The following is a 16,149-nucleotide window of genomic DNA, read 5'->3' as shown; positions in this document are numbered from 1 at the left end:
AATGGCTCGCTCCATCTGGAAAGGTCCGTTCGTCGAGCTGTCGCTCCTGAAGAAGGCGGAGTCCGCTCAGGAAGCCGGTGGCCGTGCGCCGATCAAGACCTGGTCGCGCCGTTCGACGATCCTGCCGCAGTTCGTCGGCCTGACCTTCAACGTCTACAACGGCCGCAAGTTCGTGCCGGTCTCGGTCAACGAAGACATGGTCGGAATGAAGCTCGGCGAGTTCGCGCCGACCCGCTTCTTCCCGGGCCACGCCGCCGACAAGAAGGGTAAGCGCTAATGTCCAAGCCTGTAGCCCCCCGCAAGGTCGGCGATAAGGAAGCGCTGGCCGTCGGCAACCTCATCCGTGGTTCGGCCCAGAAGCTGAACCTGGTGGCCGGCCTCATCCGCGGCCGCAAGGTCGAGGAAGCGCTGAACATCCTCAAGTTCTCGCCCAAGGCGATGGCCGAGGATGTCCGCAAGGTCCTCGCTTCGGCGGTGGCCAACGCCGAGAACAATCACAACCTCGATGTCGACTCTCTGGTCGTCAGCGAGGCGAGCGTCGGCAAGTCGATCTCGATGAAGCGCTTCGCGACCCGTGCGCGCGGCCGTTCTTCGCGGATCGTCAAGCCGTTCAGCCGAATCCGCGTCGTCGTGCGCGAGCAGGAAGAAGCGTAATGGGTCAGAAATCCTCTCCGGTCGGCCTCCGGCTGCAGATCAACCGTACCTGGGACAGCCGCTGGTTCGCGGAAGGCCAGGATTACGGCCGCCTGCTGCTCGAAGACCTCAAGATCCGTCGCTACGTCATGGAGAACCTGCCGCAGGCGGCGATCTCCAAGGTTGTGATTGAGCGCCCGGCCAAGCTGTGCCGCGTGTCGATCTATGCCGCCCGCCCGGGCGTCATCATCGGCAAGAAGGGCTCGGACATCGAGAAGCTGAAGAAGATCCTGTCGAAGATGACCGACAGCGAAGTCAGCCTCAACATCGTCGAAATCCGCAAGCCGGAAATCGATGCGCGCCTCGTCGCGCAGGGTGTCGCCGACCAGCTCGAGCGCCGCGTTGCGTTCCGTCGCGCCATGAAGCGCGCCGTGCAGTCGGCTCTCCGCCTCGGCGCCGAGGGCATTCGTATCACGTGCGCGGGCCGTCTCGGCGGTGCTGAGATCGCGCGCACCGAATGGTACCGCGAAGGCCGCGTGCCGCTGCACACGCTGCGCGGCAACGTCGATTATGCCGAGGCGCAGGCCCACACCGCTTACGGCGTGTGCGGCGTCAAAGTCTGGGTGTTCAAGGGTGAGATCCTGGGTCACGACCCGCTCGCCCAGGACCGCCTGATGATGGATGCGCAGACGTCGGGTGTTCGCCCGGCTCGCGAAGACCGCCGTTAAGGAACTAGAAGATGCTGCAACCGAAACGCACCAAGTTCCGCAAGGCCTTCAAGGGCCGCATCCATGGCAACGCCAAGGGTGGGACCGAACTCAACTTCGGCGCCTTTGGCCTCAAGGCCATGGAGCCGGAGCGGATCACCGCGCGCCAGATCGAGGCGGCCCGCCGCGCGATCACGCGCCACATCAAGCGCTCCGGCCGTCTTTGGATCCGCATTTTCCCAGACGTCCCCGTGTCGTCGAAGCCGGCCGAAGTCCGCATGGGCTCGGGTAAGGGCTCGCCGGAATTCTGGGTCGCCCGCGTCAAGCCCGGCCGCATCCTGTTCGAACTCGACGGTGTTCCGGGCCACCTGGCCAAGACCGCGTTTGAGCGCGCTGCTGAAAAGCTGCCGATCAAGACCAAGGTGGTCGCCCGTCTTGGCGAAACCATGATTGAGGCTGAGTGACATGGCCAAGAAAGAAGAACTGACGGTCCAGACCGACGACCAGCTGGCCACCCAGCTGACGGAACTGAAGCGCGAGGCTTTCAACCTGCGCTTCCAGGCAGCGACCAACCAGCTCGAGAAGCCGTCGCGGGTGAAAGAGGTGCGCCGCACCATCGCCCGCATCAAGACGATCCAGACCCAGCGCGCCAACGCGTCGGCCGAGGCGTAAGGAGTTATTGAGATGCCAAAGCGCGTCCTGACCGGCACCGTAGTGTCCGACAAGGGTGACAAGACCGTGGTGGTCCGCGTCGAGCGGCGGGTGAAGCACCCGCTGTACGGCAAGATCATCAAGCTGTCGAAGAAGTACCATGCCCATGACGAAGGCAATGCCTTCCACACGGGCGAGCAGGTGCGCATCCAGGAATGCGCTCCGCTGTCGAAGCTGAAGAGCTGGACGGTTCTCGACCGTATCGGTGCGGCCGTGACGCCGATCGCCGAGGCCAACCTCGACGTCCCGGCATCCGTGCCGTCGAAGGGGACCAAGGAAGACAAGGCCGAGAAGGACGCCAAGGCGTCCAAGGGCGGCAAGAAGGCCAAGGAGTCGGCGGAAGCCGACGCCTGAGCCGTAGCGATTTGTGAAGGGTAGGGTCGAACCATGATCCAGATGCAGTCCAACCTGGACGTTGCGGACAATAGCGGCGCCAAGCGCGTTCAGTGCATCAAGGTGCTGGGCGGCTCGAAGCGCCGTACCGCTGGCGTTGGCGACATCATCGTCGTCTCCGTCAAGGAAGCCGCTCCGCGCGGCCGCGTGAAGAAGGGCGACGTTCACCGCGCGGTAATCGTTCGCACCGCCAAGGACATCCGCCGTCCCGACGGCTCGGTAATCCGCTTCGATTCGAACGCGGCCGTGCTGGTCAACAAGAACGAGGAGCCGATCGGCACCCGTATCTTTGGCCCGGTCGTCCGTGAGCTGCGTGCGAAGAAGCACATGAAGATCATCAGCCTTGCACCGGAGGTGCTGTAACCATGGCCGCCGCCAAGATCCGCAAGGGCGACAAGGTCGTCGTCCTGTCCGGCAAGGACAAGGGCCGCACGGGTGAAGTCATCCGTTCGATCCCGAAGGACATGAAGGTTGTCGTTTCGGGCGTGAATGTCGCTGCCCGTCACCGCAAGCCCTCGCAAATCAACCCGCAGGGCGGGATCGAGCGCAAGGAAGCGCCGCTGCACGTTTCGAAGGTCGCCATCGTCGACCCTAAGGACGGCAAGGCCACGCGCGTCCGCTTCGAGACTGCCAAGGACGGCAAGAAGGTCCGCGTTGCCGCGCGGTCCGGGGAGAAGATCGATGCCTGACGCGAAATATACGCCGCGCCTGAAGCAGGATTACGACGACCGCATCGTCAAGGCGATGACGGAGAAGTTCGGCTACAAGAACCGTCTCGAGGTTCCGAAGCTCGAAAAGATCGTCATCAACATGGGCGTCGGCGAGGCGACCCAGGACAAGAAGAAGGTCGAGGCCGCTGCGGCCGAGATGGAGCAGATCGCCGGCCAGAAGCCCGTGATCACCAAGGCGAAGAAGTCGATCGCGCAGTTCAAGCTGCGTGAAGGCATGCCGATCGGTTGCAAGGTTACCCTACGCCGCGACCGCATGTTCGAGTTCCTCGATCGCCTGGTGACCATCGCGCTGCCGCGCGTCCGCGACTTCCGTGGCCTCAACGCCAAGTCGTTCGACGGCCGTGGCAATTACGCCATGGGCCTCAAAGAGCAGATCGTCTTCCCCGAGATCAACTACGACCAGATCGACAAGGTCCGGGGCATGGACATCATCGTAACCACCACCGCCAAGACGGATGAAGAGGCCCGCGAACTGCTGCGCCTGTTCAACTTCCCGTTCCCGGCGGAAGAACAGAAAGAGGCCGCGTAAGCGGCGCCTGGAGAACTTAAGTCATGGCGAAACTGAGTTCCGTGAACAAGAACGAGCGTCGCAAGAAGCTGACCGCGAAATATGCGGCCAAGTATGCGAAGCTCAAGGCGCAGGCGAAGGACCAGTCTCTCGACGAGACTGAGCGCCTGATCGCGCGCCTGAAGATGGCGGAGGTGCCGCGCAACGGCAATCCGACGCGCATCCGCAACCGTTGCGAGCTGACCGGACGGTCGCGCGCTTATTATCGCAAGTTCCGCCTGTCGCGGATCATGCTTCGGGAACTGGCCAATAAGGGCCTGATCCCGGGCGTCACGAAGTCGAGCTGGTAAAGGTACGCTATGCCGATGACCGATCCCCTGGGTGATATGCTCACCCGCATCCGCAATGGCCAGCAGGCGCGCAAGGATTCCATCCTGACGCCGGCGTCGAAGCTTCGTGCCCATGTGCTCGATGTGCTTCAGCGCGAAGGCTATATCCGCGGTTATTCCGAAGAAGCCGTCGCTGGCCAGAAGGGCCTGCGCATCGAGCTGAAGTATTTCGAAGGCCAGCCGGCCATCCAGCACTTGGTCCGCGTGTCCAAGCCTGGCCGCCGCGTCTATTCGGCTGCGCGCGAACTGCCGCGCATCCGTAACGGCCTTGGCACCGTGATCGTCTCGACGCCGCGTGGCGTGCTCAGCGATGCTGAAGCCCGCGACCAGAACGTCGGCGGCGAAGTGCTGGCGGAGGTGTTCTAAGATGTCACGTATCGGCAAAAGGCCGGTGGCGATGCCTTCGGGCGTCAGCGCCGAGGTCGAGGGCCAGACCCTGACCGTCAAGGGCCCGAAGGGCACGCTGTCGATGCCGCTGCTCGACGACCTCATCAAGTATGAGGTTTCCGAGGGCGAAATCCGCGTCACCCCGATCACCAATGCGCAGCGCAACCGCGCCGCGTGGGGCATGCAGCGCACGAATGTGCAGAACCTGGTCACCGGCGTGACCGAGGGCTTTTCGAAGGTCCTCGAGATCACCGGCGTCGGCTATCGTGCCGCTGCCCAGGGCCGTAACCTGCGCCTGCAGCTGGGCTACAGCCACGACGTCAATTACGCGGTGCCGGAAGGCGTCGACGTGAAGACGCCGGACCCCAACACCGTCGAAATCAGCGGCATCGACCGGCAGAAGGTCGGTCAGGTCGCCGCCGAGATCCGCCGCTGGCGCAAGCCGGAGCCCTACAAGGGCAAGGGCATCAAGTATCGCGGCGAGTACATCTTCCGCAAAGAAGGCAAGAAGAAGTAAGCCATGGCGAAACTCTCTCTCTTCGATCGTCGCCGCCGTCGCGTGCGTACCGCTCTTCGGGCGCGCGCTTCCGGCAAGCCACGGCTGTCGGTCCACCGCTCGGGCCGTCACATCTATGCGCAGGTCATCGACGATGCCGCCGGCAAGACGCTTGCCTCGGCCTCGAGCCTCGACAAGGACCTTAAGGGCAGCACCGGCGCCACCCGCGACAGCGCGGCCGCCGTTGGCAAGGCCCTTGCGGAGCGCGCCAAGAAGGCGGGCGTCGACCGGGTCGTGTTCGACCGCGGCGGCTTCCTTTTCCATGGCCGGGTGAAGGCCCTGGCCGATGCCGCCCGTGAAGGCGGATTGGAGTTCTAATGGTGCAGGAAAACGAAACCCCGCAGGTTGAGACTGCCGCCGACACCGGCGCCGAAGTCCAAGCCCAGCCCGAGCAGCAGCCCACCGAAGGCCGCGAGGCTCGCGCTCCGCGCGGCGGCCGTGGTGGCCGCGGCGGTGGCGGCGGACGTGGCGGTGACCGCGGTGGCCGTGGCCGTCGCGACGACCGCCGTGGCGGCCGCAACGCGGAAGAAGAGGGCGAAGAGCTGATCGAGAAGCTCGTCCACATCAACCGCGTCTCCAAGACCGTGAAGGGCGGCAAGCGCTTCGGTTTCGCCGCGCTCGTCGTCGTTGGCGACGGCAAGGGCCGCGCCGGCTTTGGCCATGGCAAGGCTCGCGAAGTGCCGGAAGCGATCAGCAAGGCAACCGCCGCCGCCAAGAAGGCGATGGTCCGCGTTCCGCTGCGCGACGGCCGCACGCTGCATCATGACGGTAAGGGCCACTTCGGCGCCGGCAAGGTCACCGTCCGTTCGGCTCCGTCCGGTACCGGCATCATCGCCGGCGGTCCGATGCGCGCCGTGTTCGAGAGCCTGGGCGTCGCCGACGTTGTCACCAAGTCGGTCGGCACGTCGAACCCGTACAACATGATCCGCGCGACCTTCGAGGCGCTCAAGGATCAGACCAGCCCCCGTTCGGTCGCTCAGCGCCGTGGCAAGAAGGTCTCCGACCTGCTCGGCCGTGGTGGCGCCAGCGCCGCCGAAGCCGAGGCGCAGGCCGAAGCGATCACGGAGTAAAAGTGATGGCGAAGATCAAGATCACCCAGACCGGCTCGCCGATCCGCCGCGACAAGACGCAGCGGGCGACGCTCGTCGGCCTCGGCCTCAACAAGATGCACCGCACTGTGGAAGTGGAAGAGACCCCTGAGGTCGCTGGCCAGGTCCGCAAGGTGCAGCATCTGGTGAGCGTCGAGCGCTAAACCTCAAATCGGGCCTCGGCCCTGCGCGACAAAAGCGAAAGCGAGTGCAATAAAATGAAACTGAACGAACTCCGCGACAATCCTGGTGCCCGCAAGGGCCGCGTCCGTGTGGGCCGCGGTATCGGCTCGGGTCTCGGCAAGACCGCCGGCCGCGGCCAGAAGGGCCAGAAGAGCCGTTCGGGCGTCGCCGTGAAGGGCTTCGAAGGCGGCCAGATGCCGCTCCACATGCGTCTGCCGAAGCGCGGCTTCAACAACATCTTCGCGAAGGATTATGCCGAGGTGAACCTCGGAGCGATCCAGAAGATGATTGATGCCGGCAAGCTCGACGCCAAGGCCCTGCTTGACCATGACGCGCTGAAGGCCGCTGGCCTGGCCCGTGGCGGCAAGGACGGCGTCCGCCTGCTCGGCAAGGGCGAGCTCAAGGCCAAGGCCAGCTTCAAGGTTGCCGGTGCGTCGAAGGGCGCCCGCGAGGCGATCGAAAAGCTCGGCGGTTCGATCGAGCTCATCGAGCGCAAGAATTCGGCCGAGCTGGCTGCCGCCAAGAAGGGCAAGGCCCGCGAGGCGCGCCTGGCCGACAAGGCGACCAAGTCGAAAGCTTAACAACAGGCTTGGGCACACTATATCGGGCGGCGGGGGGCAGATGCCCGTCGCCGCCTTTTGTTTTCTAGGGACACCGAATGGCATCCGCAGCCGAACAACTCGCCTCCAACATTTCCCTGGCGAGCTTTTCCAAGGCCACCGAGCTCAAGCGCCGCTTGTGGTTCACGCTTGGCGCCCTGATCCTTTTCCGCCTGCTGTCGTTCGTGCCGATCCCCGGCATCGACCCGCATGCCATGGAATCGCTGTACCAGACGCAGTCCGGCGGCGTTCTCGACTTCTTCAACACCTTCTCCGGCGGCGCGTTGCAGCGCATGTCGATCGTCGCGCTGGGCGTCATGCCCTACATCACCGCGTCCATCGTCGTGCAGCTCGGCGCGACCCTCTATCCGGCTTGGGCTGCGCTCAAGAAGGAAGGCGAGACAGGCCGCAAGAAGCTCAACCAATATACGCGTTACCTGACCGTGCTCCTGACCATGGTGCAGGGCTATTTCATTGCCGTCGGCCTTGAGAGCATCGGGGCCCAGCAGGGCATCAACGCCGTCGTCATCCCCGGCATGCTGTTCCGCATCGCGGCCACCATCAGCCTTGTCGGCGGCACCCTGTTCCTCATGTGGATAGGCGAGCAGATCACCAGCCGCGGCATCGGCAACGGCGTGTCGCTGATCATCATGGCCGGCATCGTCGCCCGCCTGCCGCAGGTCATCGGCCAGCTGCTCGAGGGTGGCCGCACCGGTTCCATGAACCCGCTGCTGGTCGTCGGGATCATCGTCCTTTGCGCCGCGCTCATCCTGTTCATCTGTTTCATGGAGCGCGCTCAGCGTCGGGTGCTGGTGCAGTATCCCAAGCGCGCGACTGCCCGCGGCATGATGCAGCAGGAGCGCTCGCACCTGCCGATCAAGATCAACACCGCCGGCGTCATCCCGCCGATTTTCGCCAGCTCGCTGCTGCTGATGCCATTGACCGTCCTGCAGATGGCGGGTGCCCGTACGGCCGGCAGCGAAAGCGCGTCGAGCGAGTGGCTGATCACCGTGTCGACCTTCCTTCAGCACGGCTCGCCGGCGTTCATGACGCTCTATGCGCTGGGCATCGTCTTCTTCTGCTTCTTTTACACCGGCGTGCAGTTCAATTCGGAAGAGACGGCGGAGAATTTGAAGCGCCACGGCGGCTTCATTCCCGGCATTCGCCCGGGCAAGGCGACCGAGCATTATTTCGATTATTTGCTCAACCGGATCACCGTCCTCGGCGCGACCTATCTGACCATCATCTGCCTGGTCCCGGAAATCCTGTCGGCCCAGGCCGGCCTGAACTTCCGGCTGGGCGGCACCAGCCTGCTGATCGTCGTCAACGTGACAATGGACACGGTCAGCCAGATCCAGAGCCACTTGATCGCCCACCAATATGGCGACCTCATCAAGAAGGCGAAGCTCAAGGGCGCTCGCAAGAAGTAACAACCTTCCGGCTTGCAAGAATGACAGCCGTCCGACAGGCTGGCGTCAAACGGGTGGGATTCTAGGCTTGGACATCATACTTCTTGGACCGCCGGGGGCCGGCAAGGGGACTCAGGCACAGCGGCTGGTCGCGCATCGCGGCATGGTGCAGCTTTCGACCGGCGACATGCTGCGCGCCGCGGTCAAGGCGGGCACGCCGGTGGGCATCAAGGCCAAGGCCGTGATGGATGCGGGCGAATTGGTCAGCGACGCCATCGTCAGCGCCCTGGTCGGCGAGAACCTCGATGCAGCCACTGGCAAGGGCGCCATTTTCGACGGCTATCCTCGTACCAAGGCGCAGGCGGAAGCGCTGGAATTGCTGCTCGCCGAGCGGGGCAGGGCGCTCTCCTATGTCATCGAATTGGTGGTGGACGAGGATGCGCTGGTCGAGCGCATCACCGGCCGCTTCACCTGTGCGGTCTGCGGCGCCGGCTATCATGACCGTTTCAAGCGGCCGGAGGTCGAGGGCACATGCGACGTCTGCGGCAGCCATGAGTTCAAGCGGCGGCCAGACGATAATGAAGAAACGGTCCGCACCCGGATGACCGAATATCGCGCCAAGACCGCGCCGATCCTGCCCTTCTACGAAGCAAAGGGACTGGTCCGTCAGGTCGATGGCATGAAGACTCCTGAAGAAGTCGCGGACTCGATCGACGCCATCCTCGACAGCTGAGTCTGTTGGGCTAGATTGGGCTCCTCATCAGGGAGGGGCAAAATGCGGTCAATCCTGTCCATGGGCCTGGCGATGCTTTCCGCGCCAACCACGGCCGAGGTCGTCAGCGCCGATGCGCATGGCTTCGAGGTCCAGGAGAGCGTCAGTCTCGTTGTGCCGCCGGCCCAGGCTTATGCCGCCTTCGGCCGCATCGGATCCTGGTGGAATCCGGAACACAGCTATTCAGGCAATTCGGCAAACCTGCGATTGGCACTTCAGGCGGGCGGTTGCTTCTGCGAGAGCGACCCGAAGAAGGGCGGCGGAGTGGAGCATATGCGCGTCTCCGTCGTCATTCCGGGCGAACGTATCGTCATGACCGGATCGCTCGGGCCGCTTCTCTACCAGGCGGCGACTGGCGTGATGGACGTGAAGTTCGATCGCATTGCCGGCGGGACGAAGGTGACGCTAAACTATCGCGCAGCGGGGTTTGCCAAGGGCGACGCTGACAAACTGGCACCGCTGGTGGATTCGGTCCTGGCCGACCAGGTAAAGCGCTATCGGGCGTTCGCCGCAAAGGGCGGCGGCAAGTGATTATTCGCGCACCAGGGTCGTGAACCGGAAACCTTCGCGGGTGCCCTCCGGCAGGTGATCCTCGCAGGCGATTTCGCGCCAGCTGCCCTCCGAGCGCGGGTCGGGCATGAACGTGTCGCCCGGAACCTCCGCCAGCACCTCGGTCAGCTCAAGGCGGTCGGCATCGTCATGGAACATGGCGAAGATATCGGACCCGCCGATGATGGTGACGGCGTCATCGCCCGCCAGTTCCAGCGCCTGTTCCTTGCTGTGAGCGACATCGACCCCGTCGCGGCTCCAGCTCTCGTCGCGGGTGACGACGATGTGACGACGGCCGGGAAGCAAGCTTGGAAGGCTGTCGAAGGTTTTGCGGCCCATGATCATGGCTGTGCCCATGGTGACCTGCTTGAAATGCCTGAGGTCGCCGGGCAGGTGCCAGGGCAATACGCCATCCTTGCCGATCGTGCCGTTCAGGGCGCGGGCAACGACGATCGTGATGCTTGGCGGCCTGGCCATGGCTCCTCTTGAACCCTCGCGGGACGCCCGGCAAGCCGCTACAGGGATATCGTGAGCGGACCTCAGGATAGGCTGATCGAACAGGTGACGGCGCGCTTCGGGGCGAAGGCCGTGCAGGCCGACCGAGCCGAGATCGTGCCATGGCTCACCGATTGGCGGGGAAAGTTTCACGGGACGTCGGCGGCGATCCTGTCCCCGTCGTCAACCGCGCAAGCCGCGGAGATGGTCCGACTGGCCGCCGAATTTTGCGTCGCGCTCGTTCCTCAAGGTGGCAACACAGGAATGGTCGGCGGGGCTACGCCGCCGGAAGACGGGTCGGCGGTGATCCTGTCGACGCGCCGCATGAACCGCATTCGCTCTCTGGATGCGGAGGCCGGTGTCGCCGTGGTCGAGGCCGGGGTCATTCTCGCCAACCTCCACGACGCGGCCGAGGCGCAGGGCTGGCGCTTTCCCTTGACGCTCGGGTCGCGCGGAAGCTGTACGATCGGCGGCCTCATCGCCACCAATGCGGGCGGCACGCAGGTGCTGCGCTTCGGCACCATGCGCGCGCTCGTCCTCGGCATTGAGGCGGTACTGCCCGACGGCACGATCCACGACGGTTTGTCCGGCCTCAAGAAGGACAATCGCGGCTACAGCTTCGATCAGTTGTTGGCCGGGTCTGAGGGAACGCTTGGCGTCATCACGGCGGCCGCCTTGCGGCTGGTGCCCGCGATCAGGAACCGGGCGGTTTCCTGGTTAGGCCTCAGGAGCCCGACGGACGCCTTGTCGGTGCTGCGCGCGCTGGAGAAGGGCACGACGCACGTGGAGGGCTTTGAGATCGTCCCTCGCGACAGCCTTGAGCTGGTCCTCAAACACATTCCTGGCACCCGCCCGCCGCTGGAGAGGCAACACGTCTGGAACGTACTGGTCGAGCTGACCGACGACGGCTCTTTGCAAGAAACGCCGGAGGCATTGCTGGAGCGGCTTTTGGAGCCGTTGATTGACAGCGGATTGGCCGAAGACGCGACGATCGCCGCTAACGAGGCCCAGGCCGAGGCCTTATGGCGGATCAGGGACTCCATCTCCGAAGCGGAGCGCACCGAAGGCCCGACCTTGGCGCACGACATTTCAGTCCCGGTGGCCGACATGCCGCGGTTCATGACCGAGGCGGCGGCGGAGGTGGAGCGCGCCTTTCCCGGCACGGCGGCCAGCGGTTTCGGCCATCTGGGAGATGGGAATGTCCATTTTCACGTGCGGCCGGCAACCGGCGCATCCGCGGAAGCCTTTGCCGGTCAATCCGCCAGTATCACCCGGCTGGTACACGACCTGGTAACCGCGGCAGGCGGGTCGATTTCCGCCGAGCACGGGATTGGCCAGATGAAGCGCGATGAACTGGCGCGGCTGGCACCGGAGCGGGTGGCCCATCTGAAGGCGATCAAGCAGGCGCTCGACCCCAAGGGCATCATGAACCCCGGCAAGCTGGTCTGACTATTCGATCAGGTCCCAGATGTTCTTGCTGGAGAAGGACCATTTGAAGCTCGCCTGCATGCGGGTGTCGGTGCCGGTCTCACCGTCATTGTCGGTCCGCTTGCCCCACAGGAATTCGAGGCCCGCCAGCAGATTGTCACGCGCATAGAGCAGGTTCGCCGAGGCATATTCGCCTTTGTGGAATGCACTTCCGTCCTGGAAATTGGTGTTGTCGACCTTGTCGAAGCTGTAGCCGAGGGCCGAAGTCCAGTTCTTCGTCCAATTGACGTCGACATAGGCGGAGAGGCCGAACAGCTTCACCGCCTCTGCCTTGGGAACGATGACGATTTGATTGCCATCCCGGAATGTATCGATCGCTGGAGCCAGGTCCATGCCGCCATCGTTCATGTAGGTGGCGATGCCGCGGCCGTAGACGACGCCGAGGCGCGGGGTGAACATGCCGAGGTTGGCCGCGCCGGTCAGGTTCAGACCCCAGCCGGTCTTGTGTCCGTCGGGCTCATTGCCGTCCGTGCCCTTGGTGTCGTAGCCGACCTTGCGGAGGATGCCGCCCAAGCGGACATGGCCCCAGTCGCCGCCGTAGCGGATCGCCGCCGTGAGGTCAGGAAGCTCTTCGTTGGCCTGGATATTGGCGGCGATATTCTCGTCGATCAGGCGGATATTGCCCGGATCGATGTCGTCGCTTGGATGTTCCAGGGCCACCGCCGCTTGCCAGCCGTCGCTGTCCAGGAACGTCCAACGAAGCTGCGGCGTCCTGACGAACACCATGCCCGCCGGGCCCCAGTAATCGACGACGTTCGGGAAGATGTCGCCGTCCATCCACAATGTGTTGGTCTGGCCCGCGAGGAACGGCCCCCATTTGAAATAGAAATGTCGCGGCCGGAACGTTGTCTGGCCGGCATCGACGCCGGTTCCGAACAGATCGAACTCGAACTTTGCCTCATAGGGCTTGCCCCAGAGCATGCCGGTCGCCTTGGCACCCAGCCGTGACTGGCGGACGCTGAAAATCGACTGGCCGTTGCCGCCGAACTCGCCTTTCTCGGTCGGAATCCGCGATGGACGGAGGGTGGCGTCCCAATCGGGGTTTACCCGCTTGAAGTCCTGGATCGCGTCGAGCTGGATGAACCCATAAAGTTCGAGATTGTGGTCCTTCGGCGGCCGCGGCGCCGCGGGGGTAACCTGGACCGCTGGCGGAGGTGTCACGCCCAGCCTGTCTTCCAGCGCCTTCATGCGGGCGCTCAGGTCCTGCAGTTCCTGCAGCGCCTGTGCGCGCTCCTCATCAGTCAGGGGCCGGGCTTCGTCGGCCCAGGCCGGTGTCGCCAGTGCAAACGCGGTCGCCGCCAACAGGTACTTGCGCATGGTGAACCCCCTCCATGGCCCAGGTGCGTGTCGTTCGAACTATGGCGGTCGAGACATGAAGCTTAATCGGGGGAATCCCCGGCACACGGCTCAGGAAGTGCCGAGGTTTTCCCTAGTCGGCCTGCAGGCCCGCAGCTCGGAAGATTGCGACCGCCTCGGCGACGCCTTCATTTGTCGGCGGTTGCGACTTGGCGAGCTTGTATTCGATGTCGAGCTTTTCCCACTTGTACTTGCCCATCTGGTGGAAGGGCAGGATCTCCACTTGCTCGACAACGCCCAGCGAGGCCCCGAATTCCGCCAATGCCCGCATCTCTTCGGGAATGTCGGTAAGCCCCGGTACCAGCACGTAGCGCAGCCACATTGGCCGCTTGAGAGCCGACAGTCGGCGAGCGAAGGCCAGGACGTCAGCATTGTCCATGCCAGTGACCTTCCGATGCTGCTCCGGCGTAATCGCCTTCATGTCGAGGATGATGAGGTCGATGTCTTTCAGCTCGTCATCCGACAGGCGCGCGCCGTTGATTCCATTGGTCTCAATTGCGGTATGGACGCCCATCTTCTTGACCGCTGCGAAAAGCCTGGCCGCGAAGCGATCTTGCATCAACGGTTCGCCGCCAGAGAGGGTGAAGCCGCCATGCATGGCTTTCAGGCCATTGGCGTATTTCTGAACCTCCTCAATTGCCCGGTCGAGCGTCACGGGGATGCCATTCTTCAGCGTCCAGGTGTCGGGGTTGTGGCAATATTGGCAGCGGAACATGCATGCAGTGGTCCAGGCCACTAGCCGGATGCCCGGACCGTCGACCGCCGATCCCGTCGTGAAGCTGTGCAGGAAGCCCATGTCGCCCGATTTCAGGGCCGACCGGACATCTGTATCCGGCACATCATCGCCGAGATGGACGCGCATCTCGAAGGGCGACTTGGCGTGCAGCGAGACTTTCTCAGGCGCTACGGTGGTATCAGGCTGGACCTCCATGATCACTCTCCGTGGAAAGTGCGGCTGATGACATCCATCTGCTGCTCGCGCGTCAGCCGGACGAAATTGACCGCATAGCCGGACACACGGATCGTCAGGCTCGGATATTTCTCCGGATGGTCCATCGCATCCATCAGCGTCTCGCGGTTGAGGACGTTGATGTTCATGTGGAATCCGGTGACCCCGAAGAAGCGGTCGAGGATCGAGGTGAGGTTCGTGATCCGGTCCGATTCCTTGCGGCCAAGCCCGCTTGGCACCAGCGTCGTCGTCAGCGAAATGCCGTCCTGCGCATCGCGGTACGGGATTTTGGCGACCGACGCCGCCGAGGCCTGGATGCCGTGGCTGTCGCGGCCATGCATCGGGTTGGCGCCCGGCGCGAAGGGCTCGCCCTGGCGGCGTCCGTCCGGTGTGTTGCCCGTCGCCTTGCCGTAGACGACGTTGGACGTAATCGTCAGCACCGACTGGGTATGCAGGGCATTCCTGTAGGTATGATGCTTGCGCAGCTTCTTCATGAAGGTGCTGACCAGCCAGCCGGCCATGAAGTCGACTCGGTTGTCGTTATTCCCGAACAGCGGGAAATCACCCTCGGTTTTATAGTCGGTGATGAGCCCGGTCTTGTCCCGAATGACCTTCACCTTGGCATATTTGATCGCTGAAAGGCTGTCGGCGACCACCGACAGGCCGGCGATGCCGAAAGCCATGGTGCGGAGCGGTGCGTAGTCGTGCAGCGCCATTTCCAGTCGCTCATAGGAATATTTGTCGTGCATATAGTGGATGCAGTTCATCGCCGTGACGTAGGTCTCGGCGAGCCACTCCATGGTCTTGTCGAAGCGATCGAGGACGTCGTCGAAATCGAGGTAGTCACCCTGGACGGGCTCGGCCGCCGGCGCCACCTGCTTGCCGGAAATCTCGTCTCGGCCGCCATTGATGGCGTAGAGCAGGGTCTTGGCGAGATTGGCGCGCGCTCCGAAGAACTGCATCTGCTTGCCCATCGCCATCGGCGAGACGCAGCAGGCGATGGCTCCATCGTCGCCCCATGCCTGGCGCATGATCTCATCGCTCTCGAACTGGATCGAACTCGTGTCGACCGCGACCTTTGCCGAGAAGCGACGGAAGGGCTCAGGCAATTGTGGCGAGTACCAGATGGTAAGGTTCGGCTCCGGCGCCGGGCCAAGGTTGTAGAGCGTCTGCAGGAAGCGGAAGCTCGTCTTGGTCACCAGCGGCCTGCCGTCATCGCCCATTCCGGCGATGGATTCGGTCACCCAGGTCGGATCGCCCGAGAATAATTCGTCATATTCCGGCGTGCGCAGGAAGCGGACGATGCGGAGCTTGATGACGAAATCGTCGACGATCTCCTGCGCCTGTTCTTCCGTGATGAGGCCGGCCTCAAGGTCGCGTTCGAAATAGACGTCGAGGAAGGTCGACACGCGGCCCAGCGACATGGCGGCGCCATTCTGGTCCTTCACCGCGCCCAAATAGCCGAAATAGAGCCACTGCACGGCTTCCTTGGCGCTTTCTGCCGGACGGGAAATGTCGAAGCCGTACTTGGCCGCCATTTCCTTGAGGTCGGCGAGGGCCCGGATCTGGTCGGCAAGCTCCTCGCGGTCGCGGATGATGTCGTCGGTCGAGGGCTGGCTGTCGAGCGCAGCTTTTTCTTCCTTCTTGCGCTCGATCAGGCGGTCGACGCCGTAGAGCGCGACGCGGCGATAGTCGCCGATGATCCGGCCGCGCCCATAGGCGTCCGGGAGGCCGGTGAGGACATGGCTGCTGCGCGCCTTGCGGACTTCGGCCGTGTAGACGTCGAAGACGCCCTCATTGTGCGTCTTGCGATATTTCGTGAAGGTCTCGACGACCTGCGGATCGGGTTTGTAGCCATAGGCCTCCAGCGAGTTCAGGACCATCTTCAGCCCGCCATTGGGCATGATGGCGCGCTTTAGCGGCGCTTCTGTCTGCAGGCCGACGATGACCTCCAGTCCCTTGTCGATATAGCCGGCGTCGTGAGCAGTGATTGTGCTCGGGATCTGGGAGATGTCGAGCACGCCCTTCTTGCGTTCCTCGACGAACATATCCGTCAACATTTTCCAGATTGTCGTCGTCCGCGCCGTCGGGCCGGCAAGGAAGCTCTCGTCCCCGTGGTACGGCGTATAATTCTGCTGGATGAAGTGGCGGACGTTGATTTCCTTCGTCCACAGACCGGGCACGAACGGTGGCCTGGAAGCCGTTTTTTCCTTGGGCTGGGGTTCGAGGACCGTGGACATGGGGAG

The 16,149-nt window shown here is 63.7% G+C and carries 23 protein-coding genes and 1 pseudogene; 20 read left to right on the top strand and 4 right to left on the bottom strand.

Features of this window, described 5'->3' with window-relative positions; translation table 11 throughout:
• Position 1: 1 nt before the first annotated feature.
• From rpsS to LZ536_RS04945, 19 genes and pseudogenes are all read left to right on the top strand, one after another.
• The gene (rpsS, locus tag LZ536_RS05035; protein ID WP_249847202.1) at positions 2-277 is read left to right on the top strand and encodes a 30S ribosomal protein S19; all 276 of its coding nucleotides are present in this window, start codon (positions 2-4) and stop codon (positions 275-277) included.
• The gene (gene rplV / locus LZ536_RS05030; protein WP_249847201.1) at positions 277-654 is read left to right on the top strand and encodes a 50S ribosomal protein L22; all 378 of its coding nucleotides are present in this window, start codon (positions 277-279) and stop codon (positions 652-654) included. Before rpsS ends, rplV begins: the two co-directional genes overlap by 1 nt.
• Entirely contained in the window at positions 654-1,361 is a 708-nt protein-coding gene (gene rpsC, locus LZ536_RS05025; RefSeq protein WP_249847200.1) for a 30S ribosomal protein S3, read from the top strand. Before rplV ends, rpsC begins: the two co-directional genes overlap by 1 nt.
• 11 nt (positions 1,362-1,372) lie before the next feature.
• Complete coding sequence (gene rplP, locus LZ536_RS05020) at positions 1,373-1,804, top strand: 50S ribosomal protein L16 (RefSeq protein WP_249847199.1); 432 nt, start codon at positions 1,373-1,375, stop codon at positions 1,802-1,804.
• Position 1,805: 1 nt separating this feature from the next.
• The gene (gene rpmC / locus LZ536_RS05015) at positions 1,806-2,012 is read left to right on the top strand and encodes a 50S ribosomal protein L29 (RefSeq protein ID WP_249847198.1); all 207 of its coding nucleotides are present in this window, start codon (positions 1,806-1,808) and stop codon (positions 2,010-2,012) included.
• Positions 2,013-2,024: 12 nt separating this feature from the next.
• Positions 2,025-2,264: pseudogene (rpsQ, locus tag LZ536_RS05010) on the top strand (30S ribosomal protein S17); the annotation flags it as partial.
• 174 nt (positions 2,265-2,438) lie between these two features.
• Positions 2,439-2,807 carry a 50S ribosomal protein L14 gene (gene rplN / locus LZ536_RS05005; RefSeq protein ID WP_192588030.1) on the top strand — a complete coding sequence of 123 codons (369 nt, stop codon included), beginning with the start codon at positions 2,439-2,441 and terminating at the stop codon, positions 2,805-2,807.
• 2 nt (positions 2,808-2,809) lie between these two features.
• Positions 2,810-3,133 carry a 50S ribosomal protein L24 gene (rplX, locus tag LZ536_RS05000; RefSeq protein WP_249847197.1) on the top strand — a complete coding sequence of 108 codons (324 nt, stop codon included), beginning with the start codon at positions 2,810-2,812 and terminating at the stop codon, positions 3,131-3,133.
• Positions 3,126-3,704 (top strand): 50S ribosomal protein L5, encoded by a 579-nt coding sequence (gene rplE, locus LZ536_RS04995; RefSeq protein ID WP_249847196.1) that lies wholly within the window; start codon positions 3,126-3,128, stop codon positions 3,702-3,704. Before rplX ends, rplE begins: the two co-directional genes overlap by 8 nt.
• A gap of 23 nt (positions 3,705-3,727) precedes the next feature.
• Positions 3,728-4,033: a 30S ribosomal protein S14 gene (gene rpsN / locus LZ536_RS04990; protein WP_249847195.1), complete on the top strand. Its 306-nt coding sequence runs from the start codon at positions 3,728-3,730 to the stop codon at positions 4,031-4,033.
• Positions 4,034-4,042: 9 nt separating this feature from the next.
• On the top strand, positions 4,043-4,438 hold the full coding sequence (rpsH, locus tag LZ536_RS04985; protein WP_249847194.1) for a 30S ribosomal protein S8: 396 nt from the start codon (positions 4,043-4,045) through the stop codon (positions 4,436-4,438).
• A gap of 1 nt (position 4,439) precedes the next feature.
• On the top strand, positions 4,440-4,976 hold the full coding sequence (rplF, locus tag LZ536_RS04980) for a 50S ribosomal protein L6 (protein ID WP_249847193.1): 537 nt from the start codon (positions 4,440-4,442) through the stop codon (positions 4,974-4,976).
• A gap of 3 nt (positions 4,977-4,979) precedes the next feature.
• Positions 4,980-5,333, top strand: coding sequence for a 50S ribosomal protein L18 (gene rplR / locus LZ536_RS04975; RefSeq protein WP_249847192.1), 354 nt, complete (start codon positions 4,980-4,982; stop codon positions 5,331-5,333).
• Positions 5,333-6,085, top strand: a complete 753-nt coding sequence (rpsE, locus tag LZ536_RS04970) for a 30S ribosomal protein S5 (protein ID WP_249847191.1) — start codon at positions 5,333-5,335, stop codon at positions 6,083-6,085. The genes rplR and rpsE overlap by 1 nt, the downstream gene beginning before the upstream one ends.
• A gap of 5 nt (positions 6,086-6,090) precedes the next feature.
• Positions 6,091-6,267, top strand: a complete 177-nt coding sequence (gene rpmD / locus LZ536_RS04965; RefSeq protein WP_249847190.1) for a 50S ribosomal protein L30 — start codon at positions 6,091-6,093, stop codon at positions 6,265-6,267.
• 54 nt (positions 6,268-6,321) lie between these two features.
• Positions 6,322-6,867: a 50S ribosomal protein L15 gene (gene rplO / locus LZ536_RS04960; RefSeq protein ID WP_249847189.1), complete on the top strand. Its 546-nt coding sequence runs from the start codon at positions 6,322-6,324 to the stop codon at positions 6,865-6,867.
• A 77-nt stretch (positions 6,868-6,944) separates the two neighbouring features.
• Positions 6,945-8,315, top strand: coding sequence for a preprotein translocase subunit SecY (gene secY, locus LZ536_RS04955; RefSeq protein ID WP_249847188.1), 1,371 nt, complete (start codon positions 6,945-6,947; stop codon positions 8,313-8,315).
• 67 nt (positions 8,316-8,382) lie between these two features.
• Entirely contained in the window at positions 8,383-9,027 is a 645-nt protein-coding gene (locus tag LZ536_RS04950; RefSeq protein WP_249847187.1) for an adenylate kinase, read from the top strand.
• Between the two features lie 42 nt (positions 9,028-9,069).
• Positions 9,070-9,597, top strand: coding sequence for an SRPBCC family protein (locus tag LZ536_RS04945; protein WP_249847186.1), 528 nt, complete (start codon positions 9,070-9,072; stop codon positions 9,595-9,597).
• Here LZ536_RS04945 and LZ536_RS04940 read toward each other — a convergent pair whose 3' ends face one another.
• Positions 9,598-10,092: a dihydrofolate reductase gene (locus LZ536_RS04940; protein ID WP_249847185.1), complete on the bottom strand. Its 495-nt coding sequence runs from the start codon at positions 10,090-10,092 to the stop codon at positions 9,598-9,600.
• 48 nt (positions 10,093-10,140) lie between these two features.
• Between LZ536_RS04940 and LZ536_RS04935 the strand changes: the two genes are divergently transcribed.
• Positions 10,141-11,559 (top strand): FAD-binding oxidoreductase, encoded by a 1,419-nt coding sequence (locus LZ536_RS04935; protein WP_431357937.1) that lies wholly within the window; start codon positions 10,141-10,143, stop codon positions 11,557-11,559.
• Here LZ536_RS04935 and LZ536_RS04930 read toward each other — a convergent pair whose 3' ends face one another.
• From LZ536_RS04930 to pflB, 3 genes are all read right to left on the bottom strand, one after another.
• Positions 11,560-12,915: a DcaP family trimeric outer membrane transporter gene (locus LZ536_RS04930; RefSeq protein WP_249847184.1), complete on the bottom strand. Its 1,356-nt coding sequence runs from the start codon at positions 12,913-12,915 to the stop codon at positions 11,560-11,562. It lies immediately after the preceding gene.
• A 112-nt stretch (positions 12,916-13,027) separates the two neighbouring features.
• Positions 13,028-13,885: a pyruvate formate-lyase-activating protein gene (gene pflA / locus LZ536_RS04925; protein ID WP_249847183.1), complete on the bottom strand. Its 858-nt coding sequence runs from the start codon at positions 13,883-13,885 to the stop codon at positions 13,028-13,030.
• Positions 13,886-13,887: 2 nt separating this feature from the next.
• Positions 13,888-16,143 carry a formate C-acetyltransferase gene (gene pflB / locus LZ536_RS04920; RefSeq protein ID WP_249847182.1) on the bottom strand — a complete coding sequence of 752 codons (2,256 nt, stop codon included), beginning with the start codon at positions 16,141-16,143 and terminating at the stop codon, positions 13,888-13,890.
• Between the last annotated feature and the right edge of the window lie 6 nt (positions 16,144-16,149).

The organism is Sphingomonas alba (assembly GCF_023516555.1).
Lineage (GTDB): Bacteria > Pseudomonadota > Alphaproteobacteria > Sphingomonadales > Sphingomonadaceae > Sphingomicrobium > Sphingomicrobium album.
Note: the sequence above shows the minus strand (reverse complement) of the source record. Positions and strands in the feature narration are given on the sequence as shown.